General features: G+C 69.6%; 26 protein-coding genes. 15 read left to right on the forward strand and 11 right to left on the reverse strand.

Annotation, left to right across the window (positions count from 1 at the left end; all coding sequences use genetic code 11):
- Positions 1–70: 70 nt before the first annotated feature.
- The 4 genes from CSX12_RS09660 (at position 71) to CSX12_RS09675 (ending at position 4067) form a co-directional block, all read left to right on the forward strand.
- Positions 71–688: a VTT domain-containing protein gene (locus CSX12_RS09660; RefSeq protein WP_017202271.1), complete on the forward strand. Its 618-nt coding sequence runs from the start codon at positions 71–73 to the stop codon at positions 686–688.
- A 5-nt stretch (positions 689–693) separates the two neighbouring features.
- Positions 694–1995: a sensor histidine kinase gene (locus CSX12_RS09665; RefSeq protein ID WP_124895639.1), complete on the forward strand. Its 1302-nt coding sequence runs from the start codon at positions 694–696 to the stop codon at positions 1993–1995.
- Entirely contained in the window at positions 1992–2663 is a 672-nt protein-coding gene (locus CSX12_RS09670) for a response regulator transcription factor (RefSeq protein WP_017202273.1), read from the forward strand. Before CSX12_RS09665 ends, CSX12_RS09670 begins: the two co-directional genes overlap by 4 nt.
- Positions 2664–2759: 96 nt before the next feature.
- A complete protein-coding gene (locus CSX12_RS09675) occupies positions 2760–4067 on the forward strand; it encodes an acyltransferase (RefSeq protein ID WP_124895640.1) in 1308 nt (435 codons plus the stop codon).
- 3 nt (positions 4068–4070) lie between these two features.
- Here CSX12_RS09675 and CSX12_RS09680 read toward each other — a convergent pair whose 3' ends face one another.
- Entirely contained in the window at positions 4071–4664 is a 594-nt protein-coding gene (locus CSX12_RS09680) for a CbiQ family ECF transporter T component (protein WP_124895641.1), read from the reverse strand.
- The gene (locus tag CSX12_RS09685) at positions 4661–5359 is read right to left on the reverse strand and encodes an ABC transporter ATP-binding protein (RefSeq protein WP_124895642.1); all 699 of its coding nucleotides are present in this window, start codon (positions 5357–5359) and stop codon (positions 4661–4663) included. The genes CSX12_RS09680 and CSX12_RS09685 overlap by 4 nt, the downstream gene beginning before the upstream one ends.
- Positions 5360–5423: 64 nt before the next feature.
- Here CSX12_RS09685 and CSX12_RS09690 point away from each other — a divergent pair, with 64 nt between their 5' ends.
- On the forward strand, positions 5424–6008 hold the full coding sequence (locus tag CSX12_RS09690; protein WP_124895643.1) for a TetR family transcriptional regulator: 585 nt from the start codon (positions 5424–5426) through the stop codon (positions 6006–6008).
- On the opposite strand, the gene CSX12_RS09695 is transcribed toward CSX12_RS09690, so the two are convergent.
- The 7 genes from CSX12_RS09695 to sufB all read right to left on the reverse strand — a co-directional run bounded on the left by CSX12_RS09695 (position 5971) and on the right by sufB (position 12645).
- Entirely contained in the window at positions 5971–7341 is a 1371-nt protein-coding gene (locus tag CSX12_RS09695; RefSeq protein ID WP_124895644.1) for an MFS transporter, read from the reverse strand. The two genes, CSX12_RS09690 and CSX12_RS09695, sit on opposite strands and share 38 nt — an antisense overlap.
- Positions 7338–8492, reverse strand: coding sequence for an aminotransferase class I/II-fold pyridoxal phosphate-dependent enzyme (locus tag CSX12_RS09700; RefSeq protein WP_124895645.1), 1155 nt, complete (start codon positions 8490–8492; stop codon positions 7338–7340). The genes CSX12_RS09695 and CSX12_RS09700 overlap by 4 nt, the downstream gene beginning before the upstream one ends.
- Before the next feature lie 92 nt (positions 8493–8584).
- Complete coding sequence (locus tag CSX12_RS09705) at positions 8585–8914, reverse strand: metal-sulfur cluster assembly factor (RefSeq protein ID WP_017202280.1); 330 nt, start codon at positions 8912–8914, stop codon at positions 8585–8587.
- Between the two features lie 9 nt (positions 8915–8923).
- A complete protein-coding gene (gene sufC / locus CSX12_RS09710; protein WP_017202281.1) occupies positions 8924–9694 on the reverse strand; it encodes a Fe-S cluster assembly ATPase SufC in 771 nt (256 codons plus the stop codon).
- 3 nt (positions 9695–9697) lie between these two features.
- Positions 9698–10024, reverse strand: coding sequence for a non-heme iron oxygenase ferredoxin subunit (locus tag CSX12_RS09715; protein ID WP_026049738.1), 327 nt, complete (start codon positions 10022–10024; stop codon positions 9698–9700).
- Positions 10021–11226 (reverse strand): Fe-S cluster assembly protein SufD, encoded by a 1206-nt coding sequence (gene sufD / locus CSX12_RS09720; protein WP_124895646.1) that lies wholly within the window; start codon positions 11224–11226, stop codon positions 10021–10023. The genes CSX12_RS09715 and sufD overlap by 4 nt, the downstream gene beginning before the upstream one ends.
- On the reverse strand, positions 11227–12645 hold the full coding sequence (gene sufB / locus CSX12_RS09725) for a Fe-S cluster assembly protein SufB (protein WP_124895647.1): 1419 nt from the start codon (positions 12643–12645) through the stop codon (positions 11227–11229). It lies immediately after the preceding gene.
- Positions 12646–12878: 233 nt separating this feature from the next.
- On the opposite strand from sufB, the gene CSX12_RS09730 reads away from it, so the two are divergent.
- Complete coding sequence (locus CSX12_RS09730) at positions 12879–13985, forward strand: COX15/CtaA family protein (protein ID WP_124895648.1); 1107 nt, start codon at positions 12879–12881, stop codon at positions 13983–13985.
- A 66-nt stretch (positions 13986–14051) separates the two neighbouring features.
- Positions 14052–14531 carry a hypothetical protein gene (locus CSX12_RS09735; protein WP_124895649.1) on the forward strand — a complete coding sequence of 160 codons (480 nt, stop codon included), beginning with the start codon at positions 14052–14054 and terminating at the stop codon, positions 14529–14531.
- 54 nt (positions 14532–14585) lie between these two features.
- Here the strand turns inward: CSX12_RS09735 and CSX12_RS09740 are convergent, their stop codons facing one another.
- Positions 14586–15491 carry a heme o synthase gene (locus tag CSX12_RS09740; RefSeq protein ID WP_017202287.1) on the reverse strand — a complete coding sequence of 302 codons (906 nt, stop codon included), beginning with the start codon at positions 15489–15491 and terminating at the stop codon, positions 14586–14588.
- Positions 15492–15711: 220 nt separating this feature from the next.
- Here CSX12_RS09740 and tkt point away from each other — a divergent pair, with 220 nt between their 5' ends.
- The 6 genes from tkt to pgl are packed head-to-tail and all read left to right on the forward strand — an operon-like array spanning position 15712 to position 23810.
- The gene (gene tkt, locus CSX12_RS09745; protein ID WP_124896860.1) at positions 15712–17808 is read left to right on the forward strand and encodes a transketolase; all 2097 of its coding nucleotides are present in this window, start codon (positions 15712–15714) and stop codon (positions 17806–17808) included.
- On the forward strand, positions 17805–18917 hold the full coding sequence (tal, locus tag CSX12_RS09750) for a transaldolase (RefSeq protein WP_124895650.1): 1113 nt from the start codon (positions 17805–17807) through the stop codon (positions 18915–18917). The genes tkt and tal overlap by 4 nt, the downstream gene beginning before the upstream one ends.
- Entirely contained in the window at positions 18914–20521 is a 1608-nt protein-coding gene (locus CSX12_RS09755) for a glucose-6-phosphate isomerase (protein ID WP_124895651.1), read from the forward strand. Before tal ends, CSX12_RS09755 begins: the two co-directional genes overlap by 4 nt.
- A 21-nt stretch (positions 20522–20542) precedes the next feature.
- Positions 20543–22093 carry a glucose-6-phosphate dehydrogenase gene (gene zwf / locus CSX12_RS09760; RefSeq protein WP_017202291.1) on the forward strand — a complete coding sequence of 517 codons (1551 nt, stop codon included), beginning with the start codon at positions 20543–20545 and terminating at the stop codon, positions 22091–22093.
- On the forward strand, positions 22090–23025 hold the full coding sequence (locus CSX12_RS09765) for a glucose-6-phosphate dehydrogenase assembly protein OpcA (protein WP_017202292.1): 936 nt from the start codon (positions 22090–22092) through the stop codon (positions 23023–23025). Before zwf ends, CSX12_RS09765 begins: the two co-directional genes overlap by 4 nt.
- 5 nt (positions 23026–23030) lie before the next feature.
- Entirely contained in the window at positions 23031–23810 is a 780-nt protein-coding gene (gene pgl, locus CSX12_RS09770) for a 6-phosphogluconolactonase (RefSeq protein WP_192576758.1), read from the forward strand.
- Positions 23811–23847: 37 nt separating this feature from the next.
- Here pgl and CSX12_RS09775 read toward each other — a convergent pair whose 3' ends face one another.
- Positions 23848–24930 carry a DMT family transporter gene (locus tag CSX12_RS09775; protein WP_124896861.1) on the reverse strand — a complete coding sequence of 361 codons (1083 nt, stop codon included), beginning with the start codon at positions 24928–24930 and terminating at the stop codon, positions 23848–23850.
- A 61-nt stretch (positions 24931–24991) separates the two neighbouring features.
- Between CSX12_RS09775 and def the strand changes: the two genes are divergently transcribed.
- Together def and CSX12_RS09785 are read left to right on the forward strand one after the other, a co-directional pair.
- A complete protein-coding gene (gene def / locus CSX12_RS09780) occupies positions 24992–25558 on the forward strand; it encodes a peptide deformylase (RefSeq protein ID WP_124895653.1) in 567 nt (188 codons plus the stop codon).
- A 129-nt stretch (positions 25559–25687) separates the two neighbouring features.
- Positions 25688–26197, forward strand: a complete 510-nt coding sequence (locus CSX12_RS09785; protein WP_017202296.1) for a hypothetical protein — start codon at positions 25688–25690, stop codon at positions 26195–26197.
- The last annotated feature ends 27 nt before the right edge of the window (positions 26198–26224 follow it).

Raw genomic sequence — 26224 nt, forward strand, 5'->3', positions numbered from 1 at the left:
CTCCGGAGGGTGACGAGGGCGATACCGCGGAGGGATGACCAGGGCGGGACCAGGCGCATAGCGTGCCGGAGTGGACATCCTCAACGAGTTGATCATGCAGGCCATCGCCTCCCCGTGGCTCTATCTGGTGCTGCTGGCCGTCACCATCATCGACGGCTTCTTCCCACCCGTGCCCAGCGAGACGGTGCTCGTCGCCGCCGCAGCGGTGGCGACATCGACCGGAGAGGGGAACCTTCTGCTGCTCGGGGTGGTCGCCGCCGTCGGCGCGGCCATCGGAGACAACATCGCGTTCTGGATCGGCCGGCGCATCGGGACGGAGCGCTTCGCGTGGATGCGTCGGCCCCGGGTGGCGGCGGCCTTCGCGCACGCCCAGCGCGCGCTCGATCGGCGCAGTGCCACGCTCATCCTCGGCGCCCGGTACATCCCGGTGGGGCGTGTCGCGGTCAACATGACCGCCGGCGGACTCGGCTTCCCCTGGCGACGCTTCCTCCCGCTGAGCCTGGTCGCCGGACTCAGCTGGAGCGCGTTCAGCCTGGTGATCGGACTGCTGGCCGGAGCGTGGATCAAGGACCAGCCGCTGCTCAGCGCCGGGCTCGGCATCGTCGTCGCACTGGTGATCGGCGTCGTGATCGACCGGATCGCGGCGGCCCGCCGTCGCCGTGAGCCCGCCCCGCAACTGGCAGGATGACAGTCATGGCACGTCGCCGAGAGCGCACACCGCGCCGCGCACGGATGAGCCGCCGCACCTTCGCCCTCGGGGCGCTGGGTGCGGCGGTCCTCACCCTGTACGCGGTCCTCGTGCCTCTGCAGACCGTCCTCTACGGAACGCCCCTTCCGCTCTCGTTCATCCTCGGCGCCGCCCTCTGCGCCGCGCCGCTGCTCGCCGTCTCCCGTCCGCGGCGGGCCATCGCGCTGTTCACCGCCGGCGCTCTTCTGCTGCCGCTCATCGTCGTGCCGGAGCAGGCCGTGCAGTCGCCGTGGCCGTGGTCGGTCCCCGCCCTCCTCGTCTTCGTCCTGTTCGTCGGCGTGGTGACCTTCCTGCATGGGGCGAGGCTCGGCGCGTTCACTCTCATCCTCGGCGCGATCGCGTCGCTCCTGGCACCGCTGCTGCGGCCCGACGTGGTCGCCCTCCCGGAGTCGTCGGCCAGCGCCACAGCCGATCTGATCGTGACGACCTCCGTCGCCTCCGCGATGTTCCTGATCGCCGCCCTGGTCGCCGCCCGGGTCAGGGTCGCCGCCGAGCTGACGCGTGAGAAGGAGCACAGCGCCCTGGAGGAGGCCCGGCGCGCGCTCGTCGAAGAGCGCACCAGGATCGCCAGGGAGCTGCACGATGTGGTCGCCCACAGCATGTCCGTGATCCAGGTGCAGGCTTCGACGGCGCGCTACCGGATCCCGGACCTCGGCGAGGCGGCGACGGCGGAGTTCGACGACATCGCCGCCACCGCCCGGAGCTCCCTCACCGAGATGCGGCGCATGCTGGGCGTGCTCCGCACGGAGGACCAGAGCGCGGAGCTGGCCCCGCAGCAGGGCGTCTCCGACATCCCGGCCCTCGTCGACAGCATCCGCCGCGCCGGCGTCGAGGTCGGCCTCGTGATCGAGGGCGGCGACCTCGCCGAGACCGCCGGCCCCGCCGTGCAGATCGCGGCCTTCCGCATCGTCCAAGAGGCTCTGAGCAACGCCGTGCGCCATGCGCCGGGTGCCCGGATCGCTGTGCGGCTGCGGGCGGAGGACCGGAGCATCCGCATCCGCGTGCTCAACCAGAACCCGCCACGCAGCGCGGAGCACCATGGCGGGGGCTACGGACTCCGCGGCATGCGCGAGCGTTCGGAGATCCTCGGCGGAAGCCTCACCGCCGGCCCCTCGCCCGAGGGCGGATGGGTCGTCGAAGCCGTGCTGCCTCTCGACCCCGAGCCGACCACGACGGTCACCGCGCCCGCACCCGCACCCGCACCCGCACCCGCACCCGCACCCGCACCCGACAAGGAGACTCCGTGACGATCAGCGTGCTCATCGCCGACGACCAGGCCATGGTCCGCGCAGGATTCGCCGCCCTCCTCGACGCGCACGAGGGCATCCGTGTGGCCGGCCAGGCGGCGACCGGCGCCGAGGCGGTGACTCTGGCCGCGCGCCTGGACCCCGACGTGATCCTGATGGACGTGCGGATGCCGGAGCTCGACGGCATCGAGGCGACCAGGCGGATCCTCGGACCGGGCTATCCTGCCGCCCACGTCCCCCGCATCCTCATGCTCACCACCTTCGACATCGACGACTACGTGTACGACGCTCTCGAAGCGGGAGCAAGCGGCTTTCTCCTCAAGGACGCGCTCCCCGAGGAGCTCGTGCACGCCGTGCGCGTCGTCGCCGGCGGGGATGCGCTCCTGGCGCCGAGCGTCACTCGACGGATGATCGAGCAGTTCGCGGGCCGGCGGCCCCGCGCACCGCGGTCCGCCACCGCACTGGCCGAGCTAACGGACCGGGAGCGCGAAGTGCTCGTGCTGATCGGGCGCGGGCGATCCAACAGCGAGATCGCCGCCGACCTCTTCATCGCCGAGCAGACGGTCAAGACGCATGTCGGCAAGGTTCTCGCGAAGCTGCACCTGCGCGATCGCGTGCACGCGGTGATCCTCGCCTACGACACCGGGCTGGTCGAGCCCACCGCCTGAGTCACCCCGCGGTAGGGGTGCGGACGGCACCAGAGGGTGATGCTCCCCGCGACACCGCGTCCATAGTCTCCGAGGACACCACCCCGAGGAGGACTCATGGCCATCGTCCAGGCGCCGCCCGCCGCCGCTCCGGCGCACCCCCGCCCCGCATCCCGCGACACCGCGATCGACTTCGTCCGGGCGCTCTGCGTGCTCGGCGTCGTGCTCCTGCACGCGATCATGGTCGGTGTCACGGTCTCGGAGGGCGGACCCCTCTTCGAGAACGCGAGCGACGGCACCGCCTGGATCGCCCCTCTCAGCTGGCTCCTGCAGGTCATGCCGCTCTTCTTCGTGATCGGCGGCTTCTCGGGCTCCATGGCCTATCGCCGGCTGCACGAGCGCGGTGGGTCCGCCGTGGACTTCGTCGCCGGACGCGTGCACCGTCTCCTGCGCCCCGCGATGTACGTCGTCGCTGCCGTCGCCCTCGCCCTCGCGGCTCTCACCGTCGCCGGGGTCCCGGCGGAGCTGATCGCCACGGCGGGCTTCCGCTACGGGCAGCCCCTGTGGTTCCTCGGCGTCTTCCTGCTCTGCCAGGCGCTGCTGCCCTGGCTCGTCTCCGCCCACCGGAGGGCTCCGCTGCGCACCATCGGCGCTCTGGCGCTCGCCGCCGTGGTCGTCGACGTCGTGCGCGCCGCGACCGGCATCGAAGGGCTCGGCTTCCTGAACCTCGGCTTCGTCTGGCTGACACTGCAGCAGCTCGGATTCTTCCTCGCGGACGGCTCGATCGATGCACTCAGCCGGAAGGTCAGGGTCACGGCCGGACTCGGCGCCCTGCTGGTGCTCGCGGTGACGTTCCTCACCGGCGTCTACTCCCCCGACCTCATCGCGAACATCAACCCGCCGACGACGGCACTGCTGCTCGTCGGGGTCGCGCACACCAGCCTGCTCTCGTTGCACCGCGCTCGGATCGAGCGGTTCAGCCGCCGTCCCCTCGTCGCGGGCTTCACCGGATTCGTGACCAGGCGCGCCATGACGATCTACCTCTGGCACATGCCGATGCTGCTGCTCATGGCGGGCACCACCGCGGTGTTCTCCCTCACCGCCGGAATCTCCCTGCCCGCACTGGACAGCGCGGAGTGGTGGGCGGGACGGCCGCTCTGGCTCGCCGTCGCCCTGGCCCTCACCGCGCTCGCCGCCCTGGCGTTCTCGCGGTTCGAGACGCAGTCGCCGCCCGTAGCCACCGCCCCGACGCACCGCCTCGTGCTCGGCACGTTGAGCGGCCTGATCGGGATCGTCCTGCTCCTCGTGCTCGGGACCTCGGTCGCGACCGCCGTGATCGCCATCGCGCTGATCGCCGGCGCTCTGCGCCTGGCCTCGCTGAGCGCGCACGTGCCTGTCCGCGGCGGGACGCTCGGGCTGCTCTGAGGGTCAGCCCAACCCGCGAGCCGCGAGCGCCTCGCCGACGTCGTCCGCATGACGGAGCGACAGCACGAGCAGCGGGACGGCGGAGCGTGCACCCAGCCGGACGCCCCGCGCCTGCTCCGCCCCGCGCACTCGCGCCGCGAAACCCGCGATGACCGGCACCGTGGTGAGGGTGAGCGAGATGGTGAGCGCGGCCGCGTCCGGCTCGAGCCCGAATCGCCGCAGGGGGCGCAGCAGGCGATCCAGCACCGCCATGAGCTCGGACATCCGCGTCGTCGACGTCAGCAGACTCGCCAGCAGCAGCACTGCCGCCACCCGGCCCGTGTTGATCCATGCCGCGGCGGGTGAGACGAAGACGGCCAGGGCGACGGCGAGGACCGCGAGGATCCAGCGCAGTCGCCAGAGCTCCCGGAGGGGCAGTCGGAGCGGGAGCCCGCCGAGCACGGACAGCCCGAGGACGAGGAGGAGCGACACGCCGATGCTCACGACGTCGTGAGGGAAGAGGGAGAGCACGAGGGCGCCCGACGCCAGCGCCGCGAGCTTGAACCCCGCCGAGGTGCGGTGGAGCAGGCCCGCGCCGGGGTGATACAGCGGGATCATGCGCAGCGTCGGCGGTACGCCGCGATCACGGAGGAAGGCTCCCCGGAGGCGGCCACCCGCCCATCCTCGAACAGCACCGCCGCCGCGCAGCGCCCGGCGAGCTCCAGATCGTGTGTCACGACGACGACCTGCGCCTGCTGCTCGAGCAGCAGATCGCCGACCCTGCGGGCGTTGCGCAGGTCGAGGAGAGTCGTCGGCTCGTCAGCCACGACCAGTCGCGGCGAGGCGATGAGCACGGAGGCGAGAGCGAGCATCTGCTTCTGTCCTCCGGACAGGCTCGAGGCCGGCACGTCGGCGTGACCTCCGAGACCGTGCGCGTCCAGGGTGTCCCGTACGCGCTGCGCGATCTCCGCTCTGGGGCGCCCGCGGAGCGAGAGGGCCAGGTCCTCCGCGGGAGTCGGCATCAGGATCTGCGCGTCGGGGTTGGTGAAGACGAAACCCACCTCCCTGCGGACGGCTGCCCGATCGTGCACGGTGTCGCGACCGTGCACGCAGACGCGTCCGCTGGTGGGAGCGACCAGACCATTCAGCAGCCGCGCGAAGGTCGACTTCCCCGAGCCGTTCGCCCCGATCACCGCGACGGTCGGCGCGCTCAGATGCAGGGTGACATCGCGCAGCACGGGCCTGTCGTCGAACCGCACCGACACCCCGTCGACCGCGATCGGCGCCGAAGGGCCTCCCGGGGATCCAGACACCGCACTCCTCCCGTCGCATGACCTGAACACTGTTCACCTGAACGTCGTTCACTATAATCGGAGGATGTCCCCCGAGCCCAATCCCGCACGCCACGACCGCGAGAGCGTGGCGCGTCACGCTCTCGCCCTGCTCGACGAGGTGGGACTCGCGGACCTGTCCATGCGACGCATCGCCGCCCGTCTCGATGTGCAGCCCAGCGCTCTGTACTGGCACTTCGCGAGCAAGCAGGAGCTCCTCGCCGACCTCGCCGACCGGATCACGGGGTCGATTCCTCGGGGCAGCACCGACGTGCTCGCGACCGCACGCGGCATCCGCGACGCGCTGTTCGCCTACCGCGACGGCGCGGAGCTCGTCCTCAGCACGTATGCGCTGCAACTCGGATCGTCACACGCGCAGGCGGCCCTGACCGAGGCGCTGCGGTCGCAAGGCGCCGCAGCAGCCGAGGATCGCGGCGCGGCGATCCTGCACTTCGTCCTCGGTCACGCCACGCTCGTGCAGCAGCGCATGCACGCGGACAGTCACGGTGCGCTCGGCGGCGACGGCGAGATCGACGTGACGGCGGGTCTCGACCGCGTCTTCGACCTCGGCGTCGTCGCGATCGCCGGAGACCTCAGCGCGCCGGCGTCTCCGCCGCGTGTCCGAGTCTGAGGCCGGGGACGATCGCGAGGGCGATGAGAACGGCGCCGAAGGCGAACACCACCGCGAAGGCGTCGGCGCCCCCTCCGAGGGAGGCCACGCCGAGCCCGGCGAAGGCGATCGCCACGGCCGACCCCGTCGCGTCCGAGATCGACAGCGCCGAGGAGTTGAACCCCTGGTTCGTCTCATCCGAGTACGCGAGCGTCAGGACGGTCAGACGCGGGTAGAGCAGCCCCATCCCGCCACCCGCGAACCCCCACCCCACGACGACGAGAGCGGCCGACACGTCGAACAGCGCGGCGGCGAGCACGCAGAGCATGGCGATCAGCAGCGCGCTGAGAGCGATCACCGTGATCCGGTGATTCCCCAGCCGTTCGCCGAAGCGCCCCTGCAGTGCGGAGGCGCCGGCCCAGGCCAGGGCGGCGAGCATCAGCGCGATCCCCGCCCACGTGGCCGAGAAGTCATACTTCCGCATGAGCAGGTACGGGATGTACGCCTCCGCCGCGAAGAACGCACCGGCCGCGATGCCCCGCATGAGCACGACGCTGGGCAGCCCCACCCCGGCCCGGAGAGTGCGCCGCGGCAGCAGCGGCAGCACGGCACACCCGATCAGGATCATGGCGCCGAGCGCGACCGGCCATCCGACCGCCGGGGAGAGCTCGGCCGAGAAGCCGATCGCCACGGCGAGCACGGCCACGACCACGGCGAGCAGCAGCCGGACGACCAGGGCGCGACGGTCCTGCGGCTCCCCGCCACCGAGATCGACGCCGCGCAGTCGCACCGCGACCAGGACGAACGCCGCGGACGTGAGCACGGCGACGCCGAGGAAGGCCCAGCGCCAGTCGAGATACTCCGCCACCGCGCCCGCCAAGAACGGGCCGATCATGGAGGGCACGACCCACGCCGCCGCGAACGCCGCGAAGATCCGCCCGTGCAGATTCGGCGGGTACAGGCGCGCGACCAGCACATACAGGGCGACGGTCTGCCCGCCGGCCCCGAGCCCCTGCACCAGACGGCCGATCAGGAACTGATGCATCGTGAGGGCGAGACCGGAGATCAGCAGGCCGGCGATGAACAGGGCCACGGCGGCGTACAGCGCCCCGCGGGGCCCCTTCGCGTCCGACCACGCTCCCGTGGCGACCATGCCGATGACGCTCGTCGCGAGGGTTCCAGCGAACGCGACGGCGAAGAGCGCCTCCCCATCGAGGGCTTCGCTGACGATCGGCATGACCGTCGTGACGGCGAGGGCCTCGATCGCCGCGAGGAAGATCAGCGCCACCGCACCCAGTGTCACCCAGAGGCGTTGATGGTCCCAGATCGTCGCGGTCGTGGCCCGAGCACTCATCGACCGACGAGCGCCGCGATGCGCTCGATGGCCTCGGTGAGGATCTCGGGGCTCGTGCCGAAGTTCAGCCGCACGTGGCCGGCGCCCTCATCACCGAAGGCCGGCCCGAAGTGGAGGGCCACCTTGGCGTCTCTCAGGATGCGTCGCGCCGGGTTGTCTCCCCAGCCCAGCGCGGACAGGTCGATCCACGCCAGGTATCCGGCGTCCGGAATCCGATAGCGCGCGCCCGGCAGGTGCGCCGCGAGGAGGTCTTCCAGGAGGACGCGGTTCTCGTCGAGTGTGCGGAGCAGCCCGTCGAGCCACGGATCGCTCTCCTCGGAGAACGCGGCGACGGCGGCGAGGAGCCCGAACTGCCCGGTGCGCCACTCCACCTCGACGGGAAGCCCGCGCACCACCGCGCTCGTCTCGTCGTCCGCGGTGACCATGAGCGCGCACTTGAGCCCAGCCAGATTGAACGCCTTGCTGGCGCTCACCACCGCGTAGCCCACACGCTGAGCGGCATCGCTCACCGCCAGGAACGGCGTGAAGCCCGCGCCGGGCTGCGCGAGCGGCGCGTGGATCTCATCCGACACCACCGCAGCGCCGAACTCCTCGGCCAGCTCCGCGAGAGCGGCCAGGCTGTCGCGGTCGTGCACGGTCCCGGTCGGGTTGTGCGGGTTGCACAGCAGGATCGCGGTCGCGCCATCGTCGAAGGCGGCGCGGATGCCGTCGAGATCCAGTTCCCAGCGGGTCCCGGTGTCGCGCAGCGGCACCCGCTCGATCTCGGCACCGGCCTCTTCCACGAGGTCGTAGAACGGCGGGTAGACGGGCGGCGTCACGACCACCCGCTCGCCCGGCTGCGTCACCCGACGCAGGATCTCCACGATGCCCATGCTCACATCCGCCGTGCTGCGGATCCGCGCCGGGTCAGGCTCCCACCCGTAACGTCGGGAGGCGAAGCCGGCGAAGGCCGCGGCGAGGGGGGTCTTCGATGCCATGTAGCCGGTGTCGCCGATCTCCACCGCGCGCTGCAGCGCCTCGGTGATGGCGGGCGCGAGGGGGAAGTCCGTCTCGGCGACGAACAGCGGAAGCACATCCGCCGGATACTCCCGCCACTTCTCGCTGGTGCGCTCGCGGAGTTCCGCCAAGGACAGGGCTTTCACCTGAAGCATTCGTTCTCCCGAGTCTCGCCCCGCATCGGTGCGGAGTCAGCGAAGCGGGCGCGTGGTCGCGCCCGCTTCGGCCTGCAGCAAGTGGTGTGCGGTCAGATGGCGAAGCCGAGTGCCCGCATCATGTCGCGACCGTCGTCGGTGATCCGCTCCGGACCCCACGGCGGCATCCAGACCCAGTTGATCCGGAAGCGGTCGACGACGTTGTCCAGCGCCTGAGCGGTCTGGTCCTCGAGCACGTCGGTGAGCGGGCAGCCGGCGCTGGTCAGCGTCATGTGGATGACGAGAGCGTCGTTCTCGTCATCCCACGCGAGGTCGTAGATGAGACCGAGATCCACGACGTTGATCCCGAGTTCGGGATCCATGACGTCTTTGAGGGCCTCCGTGACCGCGTCGTACTTCTCGTCCGTCAGCGTCGCTGTCATGCGATCAGCCTACGCCTCGATGGGGGCTGCGGGGTCGAGGAAGCGGTCGTATCCCTCGTTCTCGAGCCGGTCGGCGAGCTCGGGCCCGCCTTCTTCGACGATCTTGCCGGCGACGACCACGTGCACGAAGTCGGGGCGGATGTAGCGGAGGATGCGCGTGTAGTGGGTGATCAGCAGCACGCCGAGGCCGGTGGCCTCCTTGGCGCGGTTGACGCCCTCCGAGACGATCTTCAGCGCGTCGACGTCCAGACCGGAGTCCGTCTCGTCGAGGACCGCGAACTTCGGCTTGAGCACCTCGAGCTGGAGGATCTCGTGACGCTTCTTCTCGCCACCCGAGAAGCCCTCGTTGACGTTGCGCTGGGCGAACTTCGGGTCCATGCGCAGGTTCGCCATGGCCGCCTTGACGTCCTTCGTCCAGCCGCGGATCGAGGGCGCTTCGCCGTCCAGAGCGGTCTTCGCCGTACGCAGGAAGTTGGTCACCGTGACGCCGGGGATCTCCACCGGGTACTGCATCGCGAGGAACAGGCCGGCGCGGGCGCGCTCGTCGACGCTCATCTCCAGGACGTCCTGGCCGTCGAACGTGATGGAACCGGACGTGACGGTGTACTTGGGGTGACCGGCGATCGTGTACGCCAGAGTCGACTTGCCGGAGCCGTTGGGGCCCATGATGGCGTGGGTCTCACCCGTGTTCATGGTGAGGTTGATTCCGTTGAGGATCGGGGTGGTCCCCGCCTCGGTCTCGACCGTCACATGCAGGTCGCGGATCTCGAGAACAGACATTCTTCAGACTTCCTTCGTCACAGTCGGATCGATGAGCACGTCGTCGCCGTCGATCTCGACGACGTAGACCGGAACGGGCTCATATGCGGGGAGATTCTGGGGCTTGCCGGTGATCAGGGAGAAGGCCGAGCCGTGAGCCCAGCACTCCACCGTGTCGCCTTCCACGAAGCCCTCGGACAGCGAGATGTCGCCGTGGGTGCAGGTGTCGCCGATCGCGTGGATGACACCATCGCCGTCCTTGATGACGGTGATCGGCACACCGTTCGGCTCGACGCGCAGCGGGGTGTCCTGTTCGAGCTCGGACACGCCACAGACGCGCTGGGCCGTCACGCGTCGACCTCGGCGAGTTCGGCCTCGATCGCGGCCAGCAGCTCGGCCTCCAGGTCGGGGATGCCCAGGCGCAGCACGATGTCCGTCAGGAAGCCGAGGACCACCAGTCGGCGGGCCTCCTCCTCCGGGATGCCGCGTGCCTGCAGGTAGAACAGCTGCTCGTCGTCGAAGCGACCGGTCGCGCTCGCGTGGCCGGCGCCGAGGATGTCGCCGGTCTCGATCTCGAGGTTCGGGATCGAGTCGGCGCGCGCGCCCTCCGTGAGGACGAGGTTGCGGTTCGCCTCGTAGGAGTCGGTACCCGTGGCGTCAGCCCCGATCAGCACATCGCCGATCCAGACGCTGTGGGCGCTCTCCCCCTGAAGCGCACCCTTGTAGAGCACGTCGCCCTTGGTGTGCGGGCCCTTGTGGTGCAGGTAGACCTGGCTCTCCAGGTGCTGACCGGCGTCGGCGTACGACAGGCCGTAGAGGTAGCCCTCGGAGCCGGAGCCGGCGAGCTCCACGCTCGGGTTCACGCGTACGACCCCGCCGCCGAAGCTCACGACGAAGTGCTTGAGCGTGGCATCCGCACCGACTCGCGCCTGGTGCGCCGCAGCGTGCACGGCGTCGTCGTCCCACTGCTGGACCGTCACGACGGTGAGCTTGGCCCCGTCGCGGACGATGATCTCGACGTTCTGCGCGTACTGGGCGGAGCCCTTGTGCTGCAGCACGACCGTCGCCGCGCTGTGCTCGAGCGCCTCGATCACGATGTGGGCATCGGCACGACGGTCAGCGCCGCGGCCGGTGAGGGCGACGAGGATCGGCTCGGCGACCTCCTCCTCGCGAGGGATGCGCACGTGCAGGGCCTCTGTGCTGCCCTGCCACGCCACCGCCGCGGTCACGTCCTCCGCGAGGAAGACCTCTCCGCGCGGGGCGTCGCCGGCAGCGAGGCCCGCCGCGACGTACTCTCCACCGGAGACGAAGGTCACGTCCACGCCGTCGTTCGACGTCGCAGTCGTGAACAGCGGGGAGAGCTGACCGACGGGGGTGTGCTTCCAGTTGACCTCACGGCCGGTGGGGGCACCGAAGTCCGTCGGCTCGAAGGAGTGCGGACGCTCGGAGCGGGTCTGCACCGGGACGAACCCGGCGTCGGCGACCTGGGCTGCCGGGTCGATGTGCGCGTTCGTGTGCTGCGCCTCGCTGGGCGCTGTCGTCGAGGCCGCCATTTAGCCGACCGATCCTTCCATGCCCATCTCGATGAGCTTGTTCAGTTCCATCGCGTACTCCATCGGCAGCTCGCGCGCGATCGGCTCGATGAAGCCGCGCACGATCATCGCCATCGCCTCGTCCTCGGGCATGCCGCGGGACTGCAGGTAGAAGAGCTGCTCCTCGCTGACCTTGGAGACCGTGGCCTCATGGCCGAGCTGCACGTCGTCGACGCGGATGTCGATCGCGGGGTAGGTGTCGGAGCGGGACTTCGTGTCCACCAGCAGCGCGTCGCACCGGACGGTGTTCGCGGAGTGGTGCGCGTTCGCGTCCACGCGGACCTCGCCGCGGTAGCCGGCGCGGCCGCCGCCCCGCGCGATCGACTTCGAGACGATCGACGACTGCGTGTACGGAGCCATGTGGATCATCTTCGCTCCGGCGTCCTGGTGCTGACCGGGACCGGCGAAGGCGACCGAGAGGGTCTCGCCCTTGGCGTGCTCGCCCATCAGGTAGATCGACGGGTACTTCATCGTCACCTTGGAGCCGATGTTGCCGTCGACCCACTCCATGGTCGCGCCCTCGTGCGCCACGGCGCGCTTGGTGACCAGGTTGTAGACGTTGTTCGACCAGTTCTGGATCGTCGTGTAGCGCACGCGGGCGTTCTTCTTCACGATGATCTCGACGACGGCCGAGTGCAGGGAGTCCGACTTGTAGATCGGGGCCGTGCAGCCCTCGATGTAGTGGACGTAGCTGTCCTCGTCGGCGATGATCAGGGTCCGCTCGAACTGGCCCATGTTCTCGGTGTTGATCCGGAAGTAGGCCTGCAGCGGGATCTCCACGTGCACGCCCTTGGGGACGTAGACGAACGAGCCGCCCGACCAGACGGCGGTGTTCAGCGCGGCGAACTTGTTGTCGCCGGCGGGGATCACCGTGCCGAAGTACTCCTCGAAGAACTCGGGGTGCTCGCGCAGTGCGGTGTCGGTGTCCATGAAGATGACGCCCTGGGCCTCGAGGTCCTCACGGATCTGGTGGTAGACGACCTCGGACTCGTACTGCGCGGCCACGCCGGCGACGAGACGCTGGCGCTCGGCCTCGGGGATGCCGAGGCGTTCGTACGTCTCGCGGATCTCGGCGGGGAGATCCTCCCAGCTCTGCGCCTGCTTCTCGGTGGAGCGGACGAAGTACTTGATGTTGTCGAAGTCGATGTCGCTGAGGTCGGCACCCCACGTCGGCATCGGCTTGCGCCCGAAGAGCTGATAGCCCTTGAGACGGGTCTTCAGCATCCACTCGGGTTCGTTCTTGAGGGCGGAGATCCCGCGGACGACCTCCTCGGAGATCCCTCGCTTGGCGACGGCACCCGCAGCGTCCTCGTCGTGCCAGCCGAACTCGTACACCCCCAGACCGTCAAGCTCCGGGCGGTCGATCAGCACATCCGACATCCAACACTCTCCTCACAGGTCCCAAACGGTGTCATCCGCCCCGACACACCTGATCCCCGTCGAGTCTGCGGGAGCGGGTGCCGTTGGTGGGCCCTCATCACGGGCGCTTCCATCGCGCCTAAACTGTTGACGATGCTTCAGCGCTGTCAGCGCCCATCGCAACAATCCGATTCTACAGGTTCCGCCTGACGGACGGGCCATCATGCCCTCGTCTCATGCGGTCCGGAGGACTTATGCCCGAGACGACGATCCCCGCCACTCCGACGACGCGGTCGACTCCGCCTCCGTCCGCTCTGTGGGGTCGCGCTCTGACGGTCTTCGCGTGGCTGTCCTTCCTCAGCGAGACCATCATCATCGGCACGGGCGGCGCGGTGCGCCTCACCGGATCGGGACTCGGCTGCACCGAGTGGCCCCTGTGCACCCCCGAGTCGCTGGTGCCCATCGTCGAGGTGCAGGGCATCCACGGCATGATCGAGTTCGGCAACCGGCTGATGACGGGCGTGGTGGGCATCATCGCGCTGGTGGTCGTGCTCCTGGTCCTGCGCCTGTTCAGCGGACGCCGAGCCCTCATCACCACTCTCTGGTACGCCGTGGGCGGCATCGCGGCCGCAGCGGTCGCCTACGTGATCGCCTCGCCGTTCCACATCCCGGCGTTCCCCGTCGCTTCCGCAGTGCTTCTCCTGGCGGTCATCGCCGCCGCGGTGCACGCCGTGCGGACCACACCGGCTCGACGCGACCTCGTACTCCTGTCGTGGCTCACCCTGATCGGCGTCGTGGCCCAGGCGCTCGTCGGCGGGATCACGGTGCTGACGGGCCTCAACCCGTTCATCGTGGGCTTCCACTACACGTCATCCCTGCTGCTGGTCTGCATCACCGCCGCCTTCCTGGTGCGCCTGAAGACGGCACCCGGCCCCCGGGAACGCGCCGTTCCCGCCTGGTTCGCCGCCGTCACCCATGTGACGGGCCTCGCCCTCGCGGTGACCATCGTGTTCGGCGTGCTCACCACGGGCTCCGGCCCCCACTCCGGCGACGCGGACGTCCTCCGGCACGGCTTCGACGCCACGGTCCTCGCGCACGTGCACTCCTGGCCGGGCTACATCCTCGCCGCGCTCGTGCTGTTCCTGACCGTCGCAGCGTGGGTGCTGCGACTGGAGCCGCGCCGCTGGCTGCTCGTGCTCGTGATCGCGATCCTGGTGCAGGTCGGCGTCGGCGTCTGGCAGGCCCGCGAAGGACTGCCGCCGGTGCTCGTGGGCATCCACATGGTCCTGGCGTCGCTCTCCGCCGCCACCTACACCGTCGTGGTGCTCCACCTCAAGCGATCGATCCCCGTCGCACCCTGAAACCCCACAGACGATCCACAGCTTGCGCATCGCCGACTCATCAGCGCATGCGCAAGGGTGGAGCGCATGAACAAGTCACTCTCACGAAGCATCGGATTCTGGCTGCTCCTCGTCGTGTCGCTCATCGCGACCGCGATCGGCGGATGGCTCATCGCCGGCCAGATCGGCACGATGACGACGACGCTGCTGGACGGCACCGCCACGGGTATCGAGGTGTACGTCGGACAGTCGCTGGTGGTCGTGGGCGCCGGCGTGCTGGCCGCGGGCATCGTGGGGATCCTGTTGACGCTCGCTCTCGTCGCGGCTCGCTCGCTCGTCCCCGTCGCCGCACCCGCTGTCGTCGAGCCCATCGACTGGAGCGCGCAGACCCCCGACGCCCCGGCATCCGCTTCCGCCCCGGTCGAGGTCAAGGAAGCGCCTGCGGCCGCTGAGGCATTCGCGACGACCGACGAGACGACGCCCGACACGACGTCCGAGACCGCCGCTCCCACGGCGCCGTCGAACGGCACGGACGACGGCGAGACCACTCCCCCGATCACTCGCTGATCACGGAGCACGAGAAGCGAAGCGGCGCCGAGGAATCGGCGCCGCTTCGTCGTCTCAGAAGGGCAGCAGCGGGTCGACCGCGACGGCCACGAAGATCAGTGTGAGGTACGTGATCGACGCGTGGAACACGCGCATCGGACGCGGCTCCGTGCCGTGGACCGCGCGGTTGTAGAGCCGGTGCGACTCGTAGATGAACCAACCGCCGAAGACGGCGGCGGACACCGTGTAGACCAGCCCCATGCCCGCGATCGGGACGAGAAGCAGCGAGCAGGCGACCGTGGCCCACGCGTAGAGGATGACCTGGAGACCCACCTGCGAGGCGTTGCGGGTGACGCCGAGCATCGGGACGTCGACGTCCTCGTAGTCGTCCTTGTACTTCATGGACAGCGGCCAGTAGTGCGGCGGCGTCCACAGGAACACGAGCAGGAAGAGGATGAAGGCCGGCCAGTCGAGCGAGCCGGTGACGGCGGACCAGCCGATCAGCACGGGGAAGCAGCCGGCGATCCCGCCCCAGATGATGTTCTGCTCGGTGCGGCGCTTCAGGATCATCGTGTAGATCACGACGTAGAAGAAGATGGCCGAGGCGGAAAGCGTCGCCGTCAGCCAGTTGGTGGTCGCCAGCAGCCAGACCGTCGAGACGATCGCGAGCGTCCAGGAGAAGATCAGCGCGCCGCGCGGACTCACCTCACCCGTCACCAGCGGCCGGTTCTCGGTGCGGTGCATGTGGGCGTCGATGTCGCGATCGAGGTACATGTTGAACGCCGCAGCGGAACCGGCGCTCAACGAGCCGCCGATCACCGTCGCCAGCACCAGCCACAGGTTCGGCAGACCGCCCTGGGCCAGGAACATCACCGGCACCGTCGACACGAGCAGCAGCTCGAGGACACGCGGCTTGGTGAGCGTCACGTAGGCCTTCACCGTGCGACCGATGGACGACTTCCTCACGGTCTGATCAGACATCGTCGAGATCTCGATCGCCTCCTCCGCACGTGTGACCGGACAACCTCTCCAGTGTATGACACCGGATGACGTCATCCGGCTCGCGGGCCCGCGTAGCGCAACACCGGTCACCGCTATGCTGAAAACACTCGCGCGCCCGGCGATGTGCACACCTCACCGTGATGCTGCGGACCTGCCAGGGAATACGGGCGCCCTCGAAACTGTCGGAAAGGGCATGAACGTGTCGGAATTGCAGTGGGATGAGATCGATCGACGCGCGGTGGACACCGCCCGAGTCCTGGCGGCCGATGCCGTGGAGAAGGTCGGAAACGGTCACCCCGGCACGGCGATGAGCCTCGCCCCTGCCGCATACCTCCTGTACCAGCGGGTGCTGCGCCACGACCCGACCGACACCGACTGGCTGGGTCGCGACCGGTTCATCCTCTCGGTCGGCCACTCGTCGCTGACGCAGTACGTGCAGCTCTACCTCGGCGGCTTCGGGCTCGAGCTCGACGACCTCAAGGCCCTGCGCACCTGGGGTTCCAAGACGCCGGGGCACCCGGAGTACGGCCACACCAAGGGCGTCGAGATCACCACCGGACCTCTCGGTCAGGGACTCGCGTCGGCTGTCGGCTTCGCCTACGCGGCCCGCTACGAGCGCGGCCTGTTCGACCCCGAGGCGGCTCCCGGCACGAGCCCGTTCGATCACTTCGTCTACGTCATCGCCGGAGACGGCGACCTGCAGGAGGGCGTGACCAGCGAGGCCTCCTCTCTGGCCGGCCACCAGCAGCTCGGCAACCTCATCGCGATCTACGACTCGAACCAGATCTCCATCGAGGACGACACGAACGTCGCCTTCACCGAGGACGTCGCGAAGCGCTACGAGGCGTACGGCTGGCAGGTCCAGGTCGTGGACTGGAAGAAGACCGGCGAGTACGTCGAAGACGTCGCCGAACTGCATGCGGCGATCGAGGCAGCCAAGGGCGAGACCGACAAGCCCTCGCTCATCATCCTCCGGACGATCATCGGCTGGCCGTCGCCCGGCAAGCAGAACTCCGGCAAGATCCACGGTTCCGCCCTGGGCGCCGACGAGCTCGCCGCGACGAAGAAGGTCCTGGGCTTCGACCCGGAGCAGACCTTCACGGTGGCGGACGACGTGATCGCCCACACCCGCGGCCTCGCCGACCGCGCCGCCGAGACGCGCGCCGAGTGGCAGAAGTCGTTCGACGCCTGGGCTGCGGCGAACCCCGAGAAGAAGGCGCTGCTCGACCGGCTCGAGGCGCAGGAGCTCCCCTCCGACATCACGAGCGCGCTGCCCGTGTTCGAAGCCGGCAAGGAGGTCTCGACCCGCGCCGCATCCGGGCAGGTCATCAACGCCCTCGCCGCCGAGCTCCCCGAGCTGTGGGGCGGATCCGCGGACCTCGCCGAATCGAACCTCACCACGATCAAGGACGCGCCGTCGTTCATCCCGGCGGAGTGGTCCACCCATGAGTGGTCGGGCAACCCCTACGGCCGGGTGCTGCACTTCGGCATCCGCGAGCACGCGATGGGCGCGATCGTGAACGGCATCGTGCTGCACGGCCCGACGCGGGCGTTCGGCGGCACGTTCCTCATCTTCAGCGACTACATGCGGCCCGCCGTGCGACTCGCTGCGCTGATGAACGTGCCGAGCATCTTCGTCTGGACGCACGACTCCGTCGCCCTCGGCGAGGACGGCCCGACGCACCAGCCCATCGAGCAGCTCGCCACTCTTCGCGCGATCCCGAACTTCACGCTCGTCCGCCCCGCAGATGCGAACGAGACCTCCGCGGTCTGGCTCGAGATCCTGCGTCGCCACGAGGGTCCGGCCGGCATCGCGCTGACCCGCCAGAACATCCCGGTGTTCGAGCGCGGCGAGGGCGCGGCCTCCGGCGACACCTTCGCATCGGCGGACAACGCGGCCAAGGGCGCGTACGTGCTCGCCGAGGCCCCGAACGGCGCACCCGACGTCATCATCGTGGCGACGGGCTCCGAGGTGCAGCTCGCGGTGAATGCCCGCGAGGCCCTCGCGACGGAGGGCGTGAACGTCCGCGTCGTCTCCGCCCCGTCGCTGGAGTGGTTCGCCGAGCAGGACGACGAGTACCGCGAGAGCGTGCTCCCGGCGTCCGTCACCGCCCGTGTGTCCGTCGAGGCGGGCTCGGTGCTCACCTGGCGCGGCATCGTGGGCGACCGCGGCCGCTCGGTCGGCATCGACCACTTCGGCGCCTCCGCCGACTACAAGACCCTGTTCCAGAAGTTCGGCATCACCACCGAGGCCGTCATCGCGGCCGCCCGCGAGACCATCAAGGAGAACGCATGAGCACCCCCACCGCACAGCTCGCCGCCGCCGGCGTCAGCATCTGGCTCGACGACCTCTCGCGCACCCGCATCTCCTCGGGCAACCTCGCGGAGCTGATCTCGTCGCGCAACGTGGTGGGCGTCACCACGAACCCGACGATCTTCGCGAACGCCATCACGGACAAGAACAACACCTCGTACGACGCGCAGGTGTCCGAGCTCGCCGCGTCCGGCGCGTCGGCCGAGGAGGCCGTCTTCGCAGCGACGACGCAGGACGTGCGCGCCGCTCTCGACGTGTTCCGCCCCGTCTGGGAGGAGTCCGGTCACGTCGACGGCCGCGTCTCGATCGAGGTCTCCCCCGACCTCGCCCACGACACCGCCGGCACGGTCGCACAGGCGAAGGAGCTGTGGAGCACGATCGACCGCCCCAACCTCCTCGTCAAGATCCCGGCCACCAAGGCGGGCCTGCCGGCGATCACGGAGGCCATCGCGAACGGCATCAGCGTGAACGTCACGCTGATCTTCAGCCTGGAGCGCTACGCCGACGTGATCGACGCCTACCTGACCGGCCTCGAGCGCGCGCACAGCGGCGACTTCGATCTGTCCAGCATCCACTCGGTCGCCTCGTTCTTCGTCTCCCGCGTCGACACCGAGACCGACAAGCGGCTGTCGGCCATCGGCACCCCGGAGGCGGACGCGCTCAAGAGCAAGGCCGGCCTCGCCAACGCGCGTCTGGCGTACGAGCTCTTCGAGCAGAAGTTCGCGGAGAAGCGCGCGCAGGACCTCATCGCCCTCGGCGCGAACCTCCAGCGTCCACTGTGGGCCTCGACCGGCGTCAAGGACCCGGCGCTTCCCGACACCCTGTACGTGACCGAGCTGGTCGCTCAGGGCGTTGTCAACACGATGCCCGAGAAGACGCTCGAGGCGACGTTCGACCACGGCGTGGTCACCGGAGACACGATCACGGGCGGCTATGACGAGGCCCGCGAGGTGTTCGCCGGTCTCAAGGAGCTCGGCATCGACTTCGACGACGTCACCCAGGTGCTCGAGGAAGAGGGCGTCGCCAAGTTCATCGACTCGTGGCACGACCTCCTGGCTCAGGTCGCCGAGGCGCTGGAGGCGCAGCGATGACCTTCGCCATCCACACCTCCGGTGCCGCGCGCGCGGCCATCGACGAGACCGTCCCCGCCCTGGTCCACGACCTCGTCGCCTCGCGCATCACCAGTGGCGACGCCACTCTGTGGGGGCCGGCAGCGGAATCCGAAGCGGCCGTGCGCCTCGGCTGGGTCGAGGCCGTCTCGGTCTCGCGTCCCCTCGTCGACGAGATCGTCGCCCTGCGCGCCGACCTCAACGCCAAGGGCGTCACCCGCGTCGTCCTCGCCGGCATGGGCGGCTCGTCCCTCGCTCCCGAGGTGATCGCGCAGACCGCTGGCGTCCCGCTGACGATCCTCGACTCGACCGCTCCCGGTCAGGTGCTGGCGGCTCTCGACGAGGGCCTCGCCGACACCGTCCTCGTCGTCTCGTCGAAGTCGGGCTCCACCGTGGAGACGGATTCGCAGCGACGCACGTTCGAGGCCGCGTTCCGCGACCTCGGCATCGACCCCACCGAGCGCATCGTCGTGGTCACCGACCCGGGGTCTCCCCTGGATGCGTCGGCGCGTGAGGCGGGATACCGCGTCTTCAACGCCGACCCGAACGTGGGCGGACGCTACTCGGCGCTCACGGCCTTCGGACTGGTCCCCTCGGGGCTCGCCGGCGTCGACATCGATGAGCTGCTGAACGAGGCCGAGGCCTCGCTGCTCGAGGTCGCGGTCGACTCCGCCGAGAACCCCGCTCTGCGACTGGGAGCGGCGATCGCGGCGACCAACCCGCGTCGTGACAAGCTCGGGCTCATCACCGACGGCACCCACATCAACGGTCTGCCGGACTGGATCGAGCAGCTCATCGCGGAGTCCACCGGCAAAGACGGCACCGGCATCCTCCCGGTCGTCCTGCTGCCCGTCTCCCCCGAACTCGATCCGGTACCCGCCGACCTCCAGGTGGTGCGCCTCGTCGACGACGCGAACGAGTTCCACCTGCACGAGCGGCACGAGGGCGAGATCCTCGTCAGCGGCACGCTCGGCGCCCAGTTCATCGTGTGGGAGTACGCCACGGCGATCGCCGGGCACCTGCTCCGGATCAACCCCTTCGACCAGCCCGACGTCGAGTCGGCGAAGGTCGCCGCCCGCGGTCTGCTCGACGCCCGCCCGGAGCCCACCGCCCCGGCCTTCGTCGAGAACGGCGTCGAAGTGCGCGTCTCGGACCCGGCTCTCGCCGCGACGGGCACCGTGGAGGGCGTGCTCGACGCGCTCTGGGCGCAGCTTCCCGCCGACGGCTACGTGTCGATCCAGGCGTATGTGAACCGCCTCGAGGTCCCGCAGCTCCAGGGCCTGCGCGAGCTCGTCGCCGCGGACGCCGGACGTCCGACCACATTCGGCTGGGGACCGCGTTTCCTGCACTCCACGGGCCAGTACCACAAGGGCGGGCCGGCGCAGGGCGTGTTCCTGCAGATCCTCGAGCGCACCGACGTCGACCTCGAGATCCCCGAGCGTCCCTTCACCTTCGGGCAGCTCATCCAGGCCCAGGCCGCCGGTGACGCCGCCGTGCTCGCGGAGCACGGTCGTCCCGTCGTCTCGCTGACGATCACCGAGTCCTCGGACGACGTGCTCGCCCTCTTCGAAGCCGCACAGAAGTAACAGCAGGAGAACCCCCCACCGATGTCTGTTCCCATCTCGCGCGGGCACAACCCGCTGCGCGACCCCGATGACCGCCGTCTCAACAGGATCGCCGGGCCCAGCGCCCTGGTGATCTTCGGCGTCACCGGGGACCTGTCGCGCAAGAAGCTGATGCCCGCGGTCTACGACCTCGCCAACCGAGGACTGCTGCCGCCGGGATTCGCCCTTGTCGGGTTCGCCCGACGCGACTGGGAGGACCAGGACTTCGCGGAGGTCGTCTACGACGCGGTCAAGCAGCACGCGCGCACGCCGTTCCGCGAGGAGACCTGGACCCAGCTGCTGCAGGGCATCCGGTTCGTCTCGGGCGAGTTCGACAATCCGGAGTCCTTCCAGAAGCTGCGCGACACGATCGAGAAGCTCGACGTCGAACGCGGCACGATGGGCAACCACGCGTTCTACCTGTCGATCCCGCCGAAGGACTTCCCTCTGGTCGCCAAGCAGCTGAAGGACTCCGGTCTCGTCGGCGAGGACAGCGACGACGACGAGCGGTGGCGGCGCGTCGTGATCGAGAAGCCGTTCGGGCACGACCTCGAATCGGCTCGCGCGCTGAACGCCGCGCTCGAGGTGGCCTTCCCCGCCGATTCGATCTTCCGCATCGACCACTACCTCGGCAAGGAGACGGTCCAGAACATCCTGGCTCTGCGGTTCGCCAACGAGCTGTACGAGCCGATCTGGAACCGCAACTACGTCGACCACGTGCAGATCACGATGGCCGAGGACATCGGCGTGGGGGGCCGTGCCGGATACTACGACGGCATCGGCGCCGCGCGCGACGTCATCCAGAACCACCTGCTGCAGCTGCTCGCGCTCACCGCGATGGAGGAGCCGATCAGCCTGTCCGCCGAGCACCTGCGTGCCGAGAAGGAGAAGGTCCTCGCCGCGGTCCACGTTCCGGACGACCTGTCGGTCGCGACGGCCCGCGGGCAGTACGCGGGCGGCTGGCAAGGCGGGGAGAAGGTCACCGGCTTCCTCGACGAGGAGGGCATGAACCCCGAGTCGACGACCGAGACCTACGCCGCCATCAAGCTCGAGATCGACACGCGCCGCTGGGCGGACGTGCCGTTCTACCTGCGCACCGGGAAGCGCCTGGGACGGCGCGTGACGGAGATCGCGGTCGTGTTCAAGCGCGCCCCGCAGCATCTGTTCGGACGCGGAAACGCCTCCGAACTCGGTCAGAACGCCCTGGTGATCCGCGTGCAGCCGGATGAGGGCGTCACCATCCGCTTCGGCTCCAAGGTGCCGGGCAGCGGCACGAACGTCCGCGACGTGACGATGGACTTCGGCTACGGCCACGCCTTCACCGAGGCCAGCCCCGAAGCCTACGAGCGTCTCATCCTGGATGTGCTCCTGGGCGACCCGCCGCTGTTCCCGCGGCACGAGGAGGTCGAGCTCTCCTGGAAGATCCTCGACCCCGTGGAGAAGTACTGGGCTGCCGTCGGCGGCCCCGTCGAGCAGTACGCGCCGGGGTCGTGGGGTCCGGCTTCCGCCGACGACCTGCTGGCCCGCGACGGACGAGTCTGGAGACGCCCGTGATCATCGACCTTCCCGACACGACCGTCAGCCAGGTCGCCAAGCAGCTCGTCAAGGTGCGCGAGGAGGGCGGCGCCGTCGCCCTCGGCCGCGTCCTCACCCTCGTGATCTCCGCGCGCAACGGCGTGGCCGAGGCCGCGATCGACGCCGCGAACGACGCCTCCCGCGAGCACCCCATGCGGGTCATCGTGCTCACCACCGGTGACGGCGAATCGCGCCTGGACGCGCAGATCCGCGTCGGAGGCGACGCCGGAGCGAGCGAGGTCGTGGTCCTCCGCGCCTACGGCGATGCCGCGAGCAACGCGGAGAGCCTGATCACCGGTCTGCTGCTTCCCGACGCTCCCGTCGTGGCGTGGTGGCCGGAGGAGGCGCCGACCTCGCCGGCGACGTCGCCGCTCGGCCGTATCGCGCAGCGCCGCATCACCGACGCCGCGACCTCGCCCGACGTCCGCGATCGTCTCGCCCTGCTCGGCAGGACGCACGCGCCCGGCGACACCGATCTCGCCTGGACGCGACTGACCCACTGGCGCGAGCAGCTCGCCGCCGTGCTCGACCAGCCGCCGTACGAGACGATCACGGGTGTCGAGGTGCGCGGCGCATCCGCGTCCCCGTCGACCGCCCTGCTCGCCGCGTGGCTGCAGATGGCGCTCGATGTCCCGGTGCGCTGGTCGTACGAGGACCCGGAGCACTGGCAGGAGGGCATCAAGTCGGTCCGGCTGACCCGACCCTCCGGCGACATCCTGCTCGAGCGGCCGTCTCCCGGCGTCGCGATCCTGACGCAGCCCAATCAGCCGAAGCACGATCTCCACCTCCCCCGGCGCACGCTCCGCGAGTGCCTCGCGGAGGAGCTGCGACGCCTCGATCCCGACGTCCTGTACGGTCGAGTGATCACCGAGGGCTGGGAGAAGCTGGGTCCGCCCGAGACAGGAGAGTGACGTCGATGCCGGTATCGTCCGCAGAGAAGCGGGTCGTGGTGGAAGCCACTCCCACCGTCCTCGCCGCCCGGGTGGCCGATCGCTTCCTGACGCGCGTGCGCGCCCGCACCCGCAACGGTCGGCTCGCGCACATCGCGCTGACCGGAGGTTCGATGGGCGGCGCCGTGCTGGCGGCGACCGCCGAGGATCCGCGCAGCGCTGAGATCGACTGGTCGCTCGTGCACTTCTGGTGGGGCGACGAGCGCTTCGTGCCGCGGGACGACCCCGACCGGAACTCGCTGCAGTCACGCCACGCGCTGCTGGATCGCATTCCGGTGCCCGCGGAGAACGTGCATGAGGTCTCCGGACCGGAGACCGGCCTGACCCTCGACGAGTCGGCGTCCGCCTATGCCGCCGAGCTCGCACGTTTCAGCACCGCGGAGCACCCCTGGCCGTCGTTCGCGGTCTGCTTCCTCGGGGTGGGTCCGGACGGCCACATCGCCTCGCTCTTCCCGGACCGTGACGAGGTCACCGTGACGGATGCGGCAGTCCTCGCCGTGCGGGACTCTCCCAAGCCTCCCCCGGAGCGTGTGACGCTCACCCGTCCGGTGCTGAACTCCTCGAAGCGGGTATGGCTCGTGCTCACCGGCGCCGACAAGGCCTCCGCGCTCGGGCTGGCTCTCGCCGGCGCGAGCTACTCCAGCGTTCCCGCCGCGGGGGCCAAGGGACGCAAGCGCACGGTGTTCTTCGTGGACGAGGCCGCCGCGTCCGAGGTCTCCCCCGATCTCATCGACCAGGCCTACTGACCGCTCGACGCCTCGTCGACTCCGTGGCCGTGGCCGCCTACGAGGCGTCCGGGCGTGTGGGGCCGTCCGCGTCGCGACGCTGAGCGTCCGGGGTCTGCGGCGGAGCGTCGGTGCGCTGCGGAGAAGCGGTCGCCTCTTCCCCCGGCGCCGCCTCCGCTGAAGGCGTGCTACCGCGCACGATGCCGAGCTCCTGGCTGTCGCTGAGCACCTGCGGGTGGTAGCGGGCGAGTCCGACGACGCCCCACACCGCGATCGCGCCGGCGACGGCGAAGATGACGAGCACCCACCACGGGGCTGCGGCCGCTTCCCCCAGCACCACCATGCCGATCAGCACGGCCACGAGCGGATCGACGACCGTGAGTCCGGCGATGACGAGGTCGGGCGGGCCCGAACTGTAGGCGGTCTGCACGAAGTACGCGCCGACGGCGGCGGCCGAGACCAGCGCGAGCACGCAGATCGCGGTGATCCACTCGAACTGACCGGCCTCGATCCGCTTGATCACGACCTTCGCGAGCGTCGCGACGAAGCCGTAGAGCACGCCGGCGCCGATCACGTAGAAGAGTGCGCGCATGCGGTGCCGCAGGATCAGCCAGCACGCACCGAGGACGATGATGACCACGAGCAGCAGGGCGAGGATCACGAAGAGCTCGCGGTCGGTCACCTCCTGCTCCGTGGCGTAGATCGCGGCGAAGAAGACGAAGAGGAAGATGCCGCCGACACAGCACACGATCGCGGTCAGCGACTGCCTGGTCGGCGAGTGTCCGGAGATGCGGGCGTTCAACAGCGTGGTGATGACGAGCGCGATGGCACCCAGCGGCTGCACGACGATCAGGGGCGCCTGCACGAGGGCGGCCAGCTGGCAGATGACGGCGAGACCCAGCATGAGGGTGCCGACGAGCCAGGAGGGCCGTGTGAGCAGCCGCTTGATCTGGTTCAGGGTCAGACCGGAGGCGCCGTCCGCACCGCTGAGACGCTCGACCTTCTCCACACCGCGGTGCTGATACTGCGCCCCGAGGGACATGAACACCGCACCGGCGAGGGCGAGCGGGATGCCCAGCAGCAGGCCCGGATTCTGGAAGGCGCCGACGAGCTGATCGCCGACATCCTCCACCGCGTTCATCCACACCCCAGCAGTCACAGTACGACCCTACCCGCCGACCGGCGCCGACTAGGGTTGTGACGTGGCTGTACTTCCGATTCGCATCATGGGCGACCCCGTCCTGCACTCCCCCGCCTCCCCCGTCGACGAGATCACCGACGAGATCCGCACGCTCGTCGCGGACATGTTCGAGACGATGGACACCGCGCCCGGCGTCGGCCTCGCCGCCCCGCAAGTGGGCGTCCCGCTGCGCATCTACACGTACGCCTACGTCGATGACGACGATCAGCCCTGGCGCGGCGTCCTCATCAATCCGGAGCTCTGGATGGTTCCGCTCGAGCCGGGAGAGCCCGACCCCGACCTCGAGTCCGAGGGGTGCCTGTCGTTCCCCGGTGAGCGGTTCCCTCTGCGCCGCTCCGAGCGCGTCCGCGTGACCGCGACCGATCTGGAGGGCCGACCCGTCTCGATCGACGTCGACGGGTGGCGCGCACGCATCATGCAGCACGAGTTCGATCACCTCGACGGCATCCTCTACGTCGATCGCCTCTCCGACGGCGACTGGAAGACCGTGCAGAAGATCGCCCGCAAGCGCGGATGGGGGCGCCCCGGCGCCAGCTGGATGCCCGGCGTCGACGATCTCGAGGGCTGAGCGCGCACGCGCACTCCCAGCTGGAGCAAAGCCTTCTTCAAGTTGCGTCATAGACTCCGGGCCGGATAGCGTGTCCCGCGGCGGGGGCTTTTCGCATGCCCTCAGATCACACACCCTGGAGGGAAAAACATGACGACGATGCGCACGCGACGTGCTCTGATGCTCGCTGGATCCGCCGTCGCGCTCACGGTCGCGCTCACCGGCTGCAGCGCGATCAACGGCATCCTGGGCAACGGCGATGCCGATCGCGATGAGGAGACCGGTCAGGTCACCGAGAGCTCCAACGTCGGCGTGTTCGCCGTCAAGCTCGGCGACTGCATGATGGACACGGGAACCGGCGTTCTCACCGACGCCAACATCCTCCCGTGCGACGAGCCGCACGACCAGGAGGTGTACTACGAGATCACGATGGATGACGGCGACTACGCCGAGGACAACATCAACGCCGCCTCCGAGGAGTGCATCGGAGACGCCTACACCTCGTTCGTGGGCGTCGCCTATCAGGACTCCGCGCTCGACGTGACGACGCTGACGCCCACCAAGGAATCGTGGGAGCAGGCCAACGACCGCGTCATCCAGTGCATCATCTTCGACCCCGCTGGTCAGACCGAGGGTTCGCTGGCCGGCGCCGGGCGCTGATCCGCTGCTTTCCGACGAAGGGCCCCG

Origin of the sequence: Microbacterium sp. Y-01 (assembly GCF_003856715.1) — a bacterium.
GTDB classification, from domain to species: domain Bacteria; phylum Actinomycetota; class Actinomycetes; order Actinomycetales; family Microbacteriaceae; genus Microbacterium; species Microbacterium algeriense.

What these genes read in the sequence shown, in the direction of transcription:
- CSX12_RS09730 (WP_124895648.1), top strand. Translation starts at nt 12,879, where the DNA reads ATGCCCGAGACGACGATCCCCGCCACTCCGACGACGCGGTCGACTCCG.
- sufC (WP_017202281.1), bottom strand. Translation starts at nt 9,694, where the DNA reads ATGTCTGTTCTCGAGATCCGCGACCTGCATGTGACGGTCGAGACCGAG.
- CSX12_RS09665 (WP_124895639.1), top strand. Translation starts at nt 694, where the DNA reads ATGGCACGTCGCCGAGAGCGCACACCGCGCCGCGCACGGATGAGCCGC.
- sufD (WP_124895646.1), bottom strand. Translation starts at nt 11,226, where the DNA reads ATGGCGGCCTCGACGACAGCGCCCAGCGAGGCGCAGCACACGAACGCG.
- CSX12_RS09705 (WP_017202280.1), bottom strand. Translation starts at nt 8,914, where the DNA reads ATGACAGCGACGCTGACGGACGAGAAGTACGACGCGGTCACGGAGGCC.
- CSX12_RS09775 (WP_124896861.1), bottom strand. Translation starts at nt 24,930, where the DNA reads ATGAACGCGGTGGAGGATGTCGGCGATCAGCTCGTCGGCGCCTTCCAG.
- CSX12_RS09675 (WP_124895640.1), top strand. Translation starts at nt 2,760, where the DNA reads ATGGCCATCGTCCAGGCGCCGCCCGCCGCCGCTCCGGCGCACCCCCGC.
- CSX12_RS09755 (WP_124895651.1), top strand. Translation starts at nt 18,914, where the DNA reads ATGACCTTCGCCATCCACACCTCCGGTGCCGCGCGCGCGGCCATCGAC.
- pgl (WP_192576758.1), top strand. Translation starts at nt 23,031, where the DNA reads ATGCCGGTATCGTCCGCAGAGAAGCGGGTCGTGGTGGAAGCCACTCCC.
- CSX12_RS09785 (WP_017202296.1), top strand. Translation starts at nt 25,688, where the DNA reads ATGACGACGATGCGCACGCGACGTGCTCTGATGCTCGCTGGATCCGCC.
- CSX12_RS09740 (WP_017202287.1), bottom strand. Translation starts at nt 15,491, where the DNA reads ATGTCTGATCAGACCGTGAGGAAGTCGTCCATCGGTCGCACGGTGAAG.
- CSX12_RS09700 (WP_124895645.1), bottom strand. Translation starts at nt 8,492, where the DNA reads ATGCTTCAGGTGAAAGCCCTGTCCTTGGCGGAACTCCGCGAGCGCACC.
- zwf (WP_017202291.1), top strand. Translation starts at nt 20,543, where the DNA reads ATGTCTGTTCCCATCTCGCGCGGGCACAACCCGCTGCGCGACCCCGAT.
- CSX12_RS09735 (WP_124895649.1), top strand. Translation starts at nt 14,052, where the DNA reads ATGAACAAGTCACTCTCACGAAGCATCGGATTCTGGCTGCTCCTCGTC.
- sufB (WP_124895647.1), bottom strand. Translation starts at nt 12,645, where the DNA reads ATGTCGGATGTGCTGATCGACCGCCCGGAGCTTGACGGTCTGGGGGTG.
- tal (WP_124895650.1), top strand. Translation starts at nt 17,805, where the DNA reads ATGAGCACCCCCACCGCACAGCTCGCCGCCGCCGGCGTCAGCATCTGG.
- CSX12_RS09680 (WP_124895641.1), bottom strand. Translation starts at nt 4,664, where the DNA reads ATGATCCCGCTGTATCACCCCGGCGCGGGCCTGCTCCACCGCACCTCG.
- CSX12_RS09690 (WP_124895643.1), top strand. Translation starts at nt 5,424, where the DNA reads ATGTCCCCCGAGCCCAATCCCGCACGCCACGACCGCGAGAGCGTGGCG.
- CSX12_RS09695 (WP_124895644.1), bottom strand. Translation starts at nt 7,341, where the DNA reads ATGAGTGCTCGGGCCACGACCGCGACGATCTGGGACCATCAACGCCTC.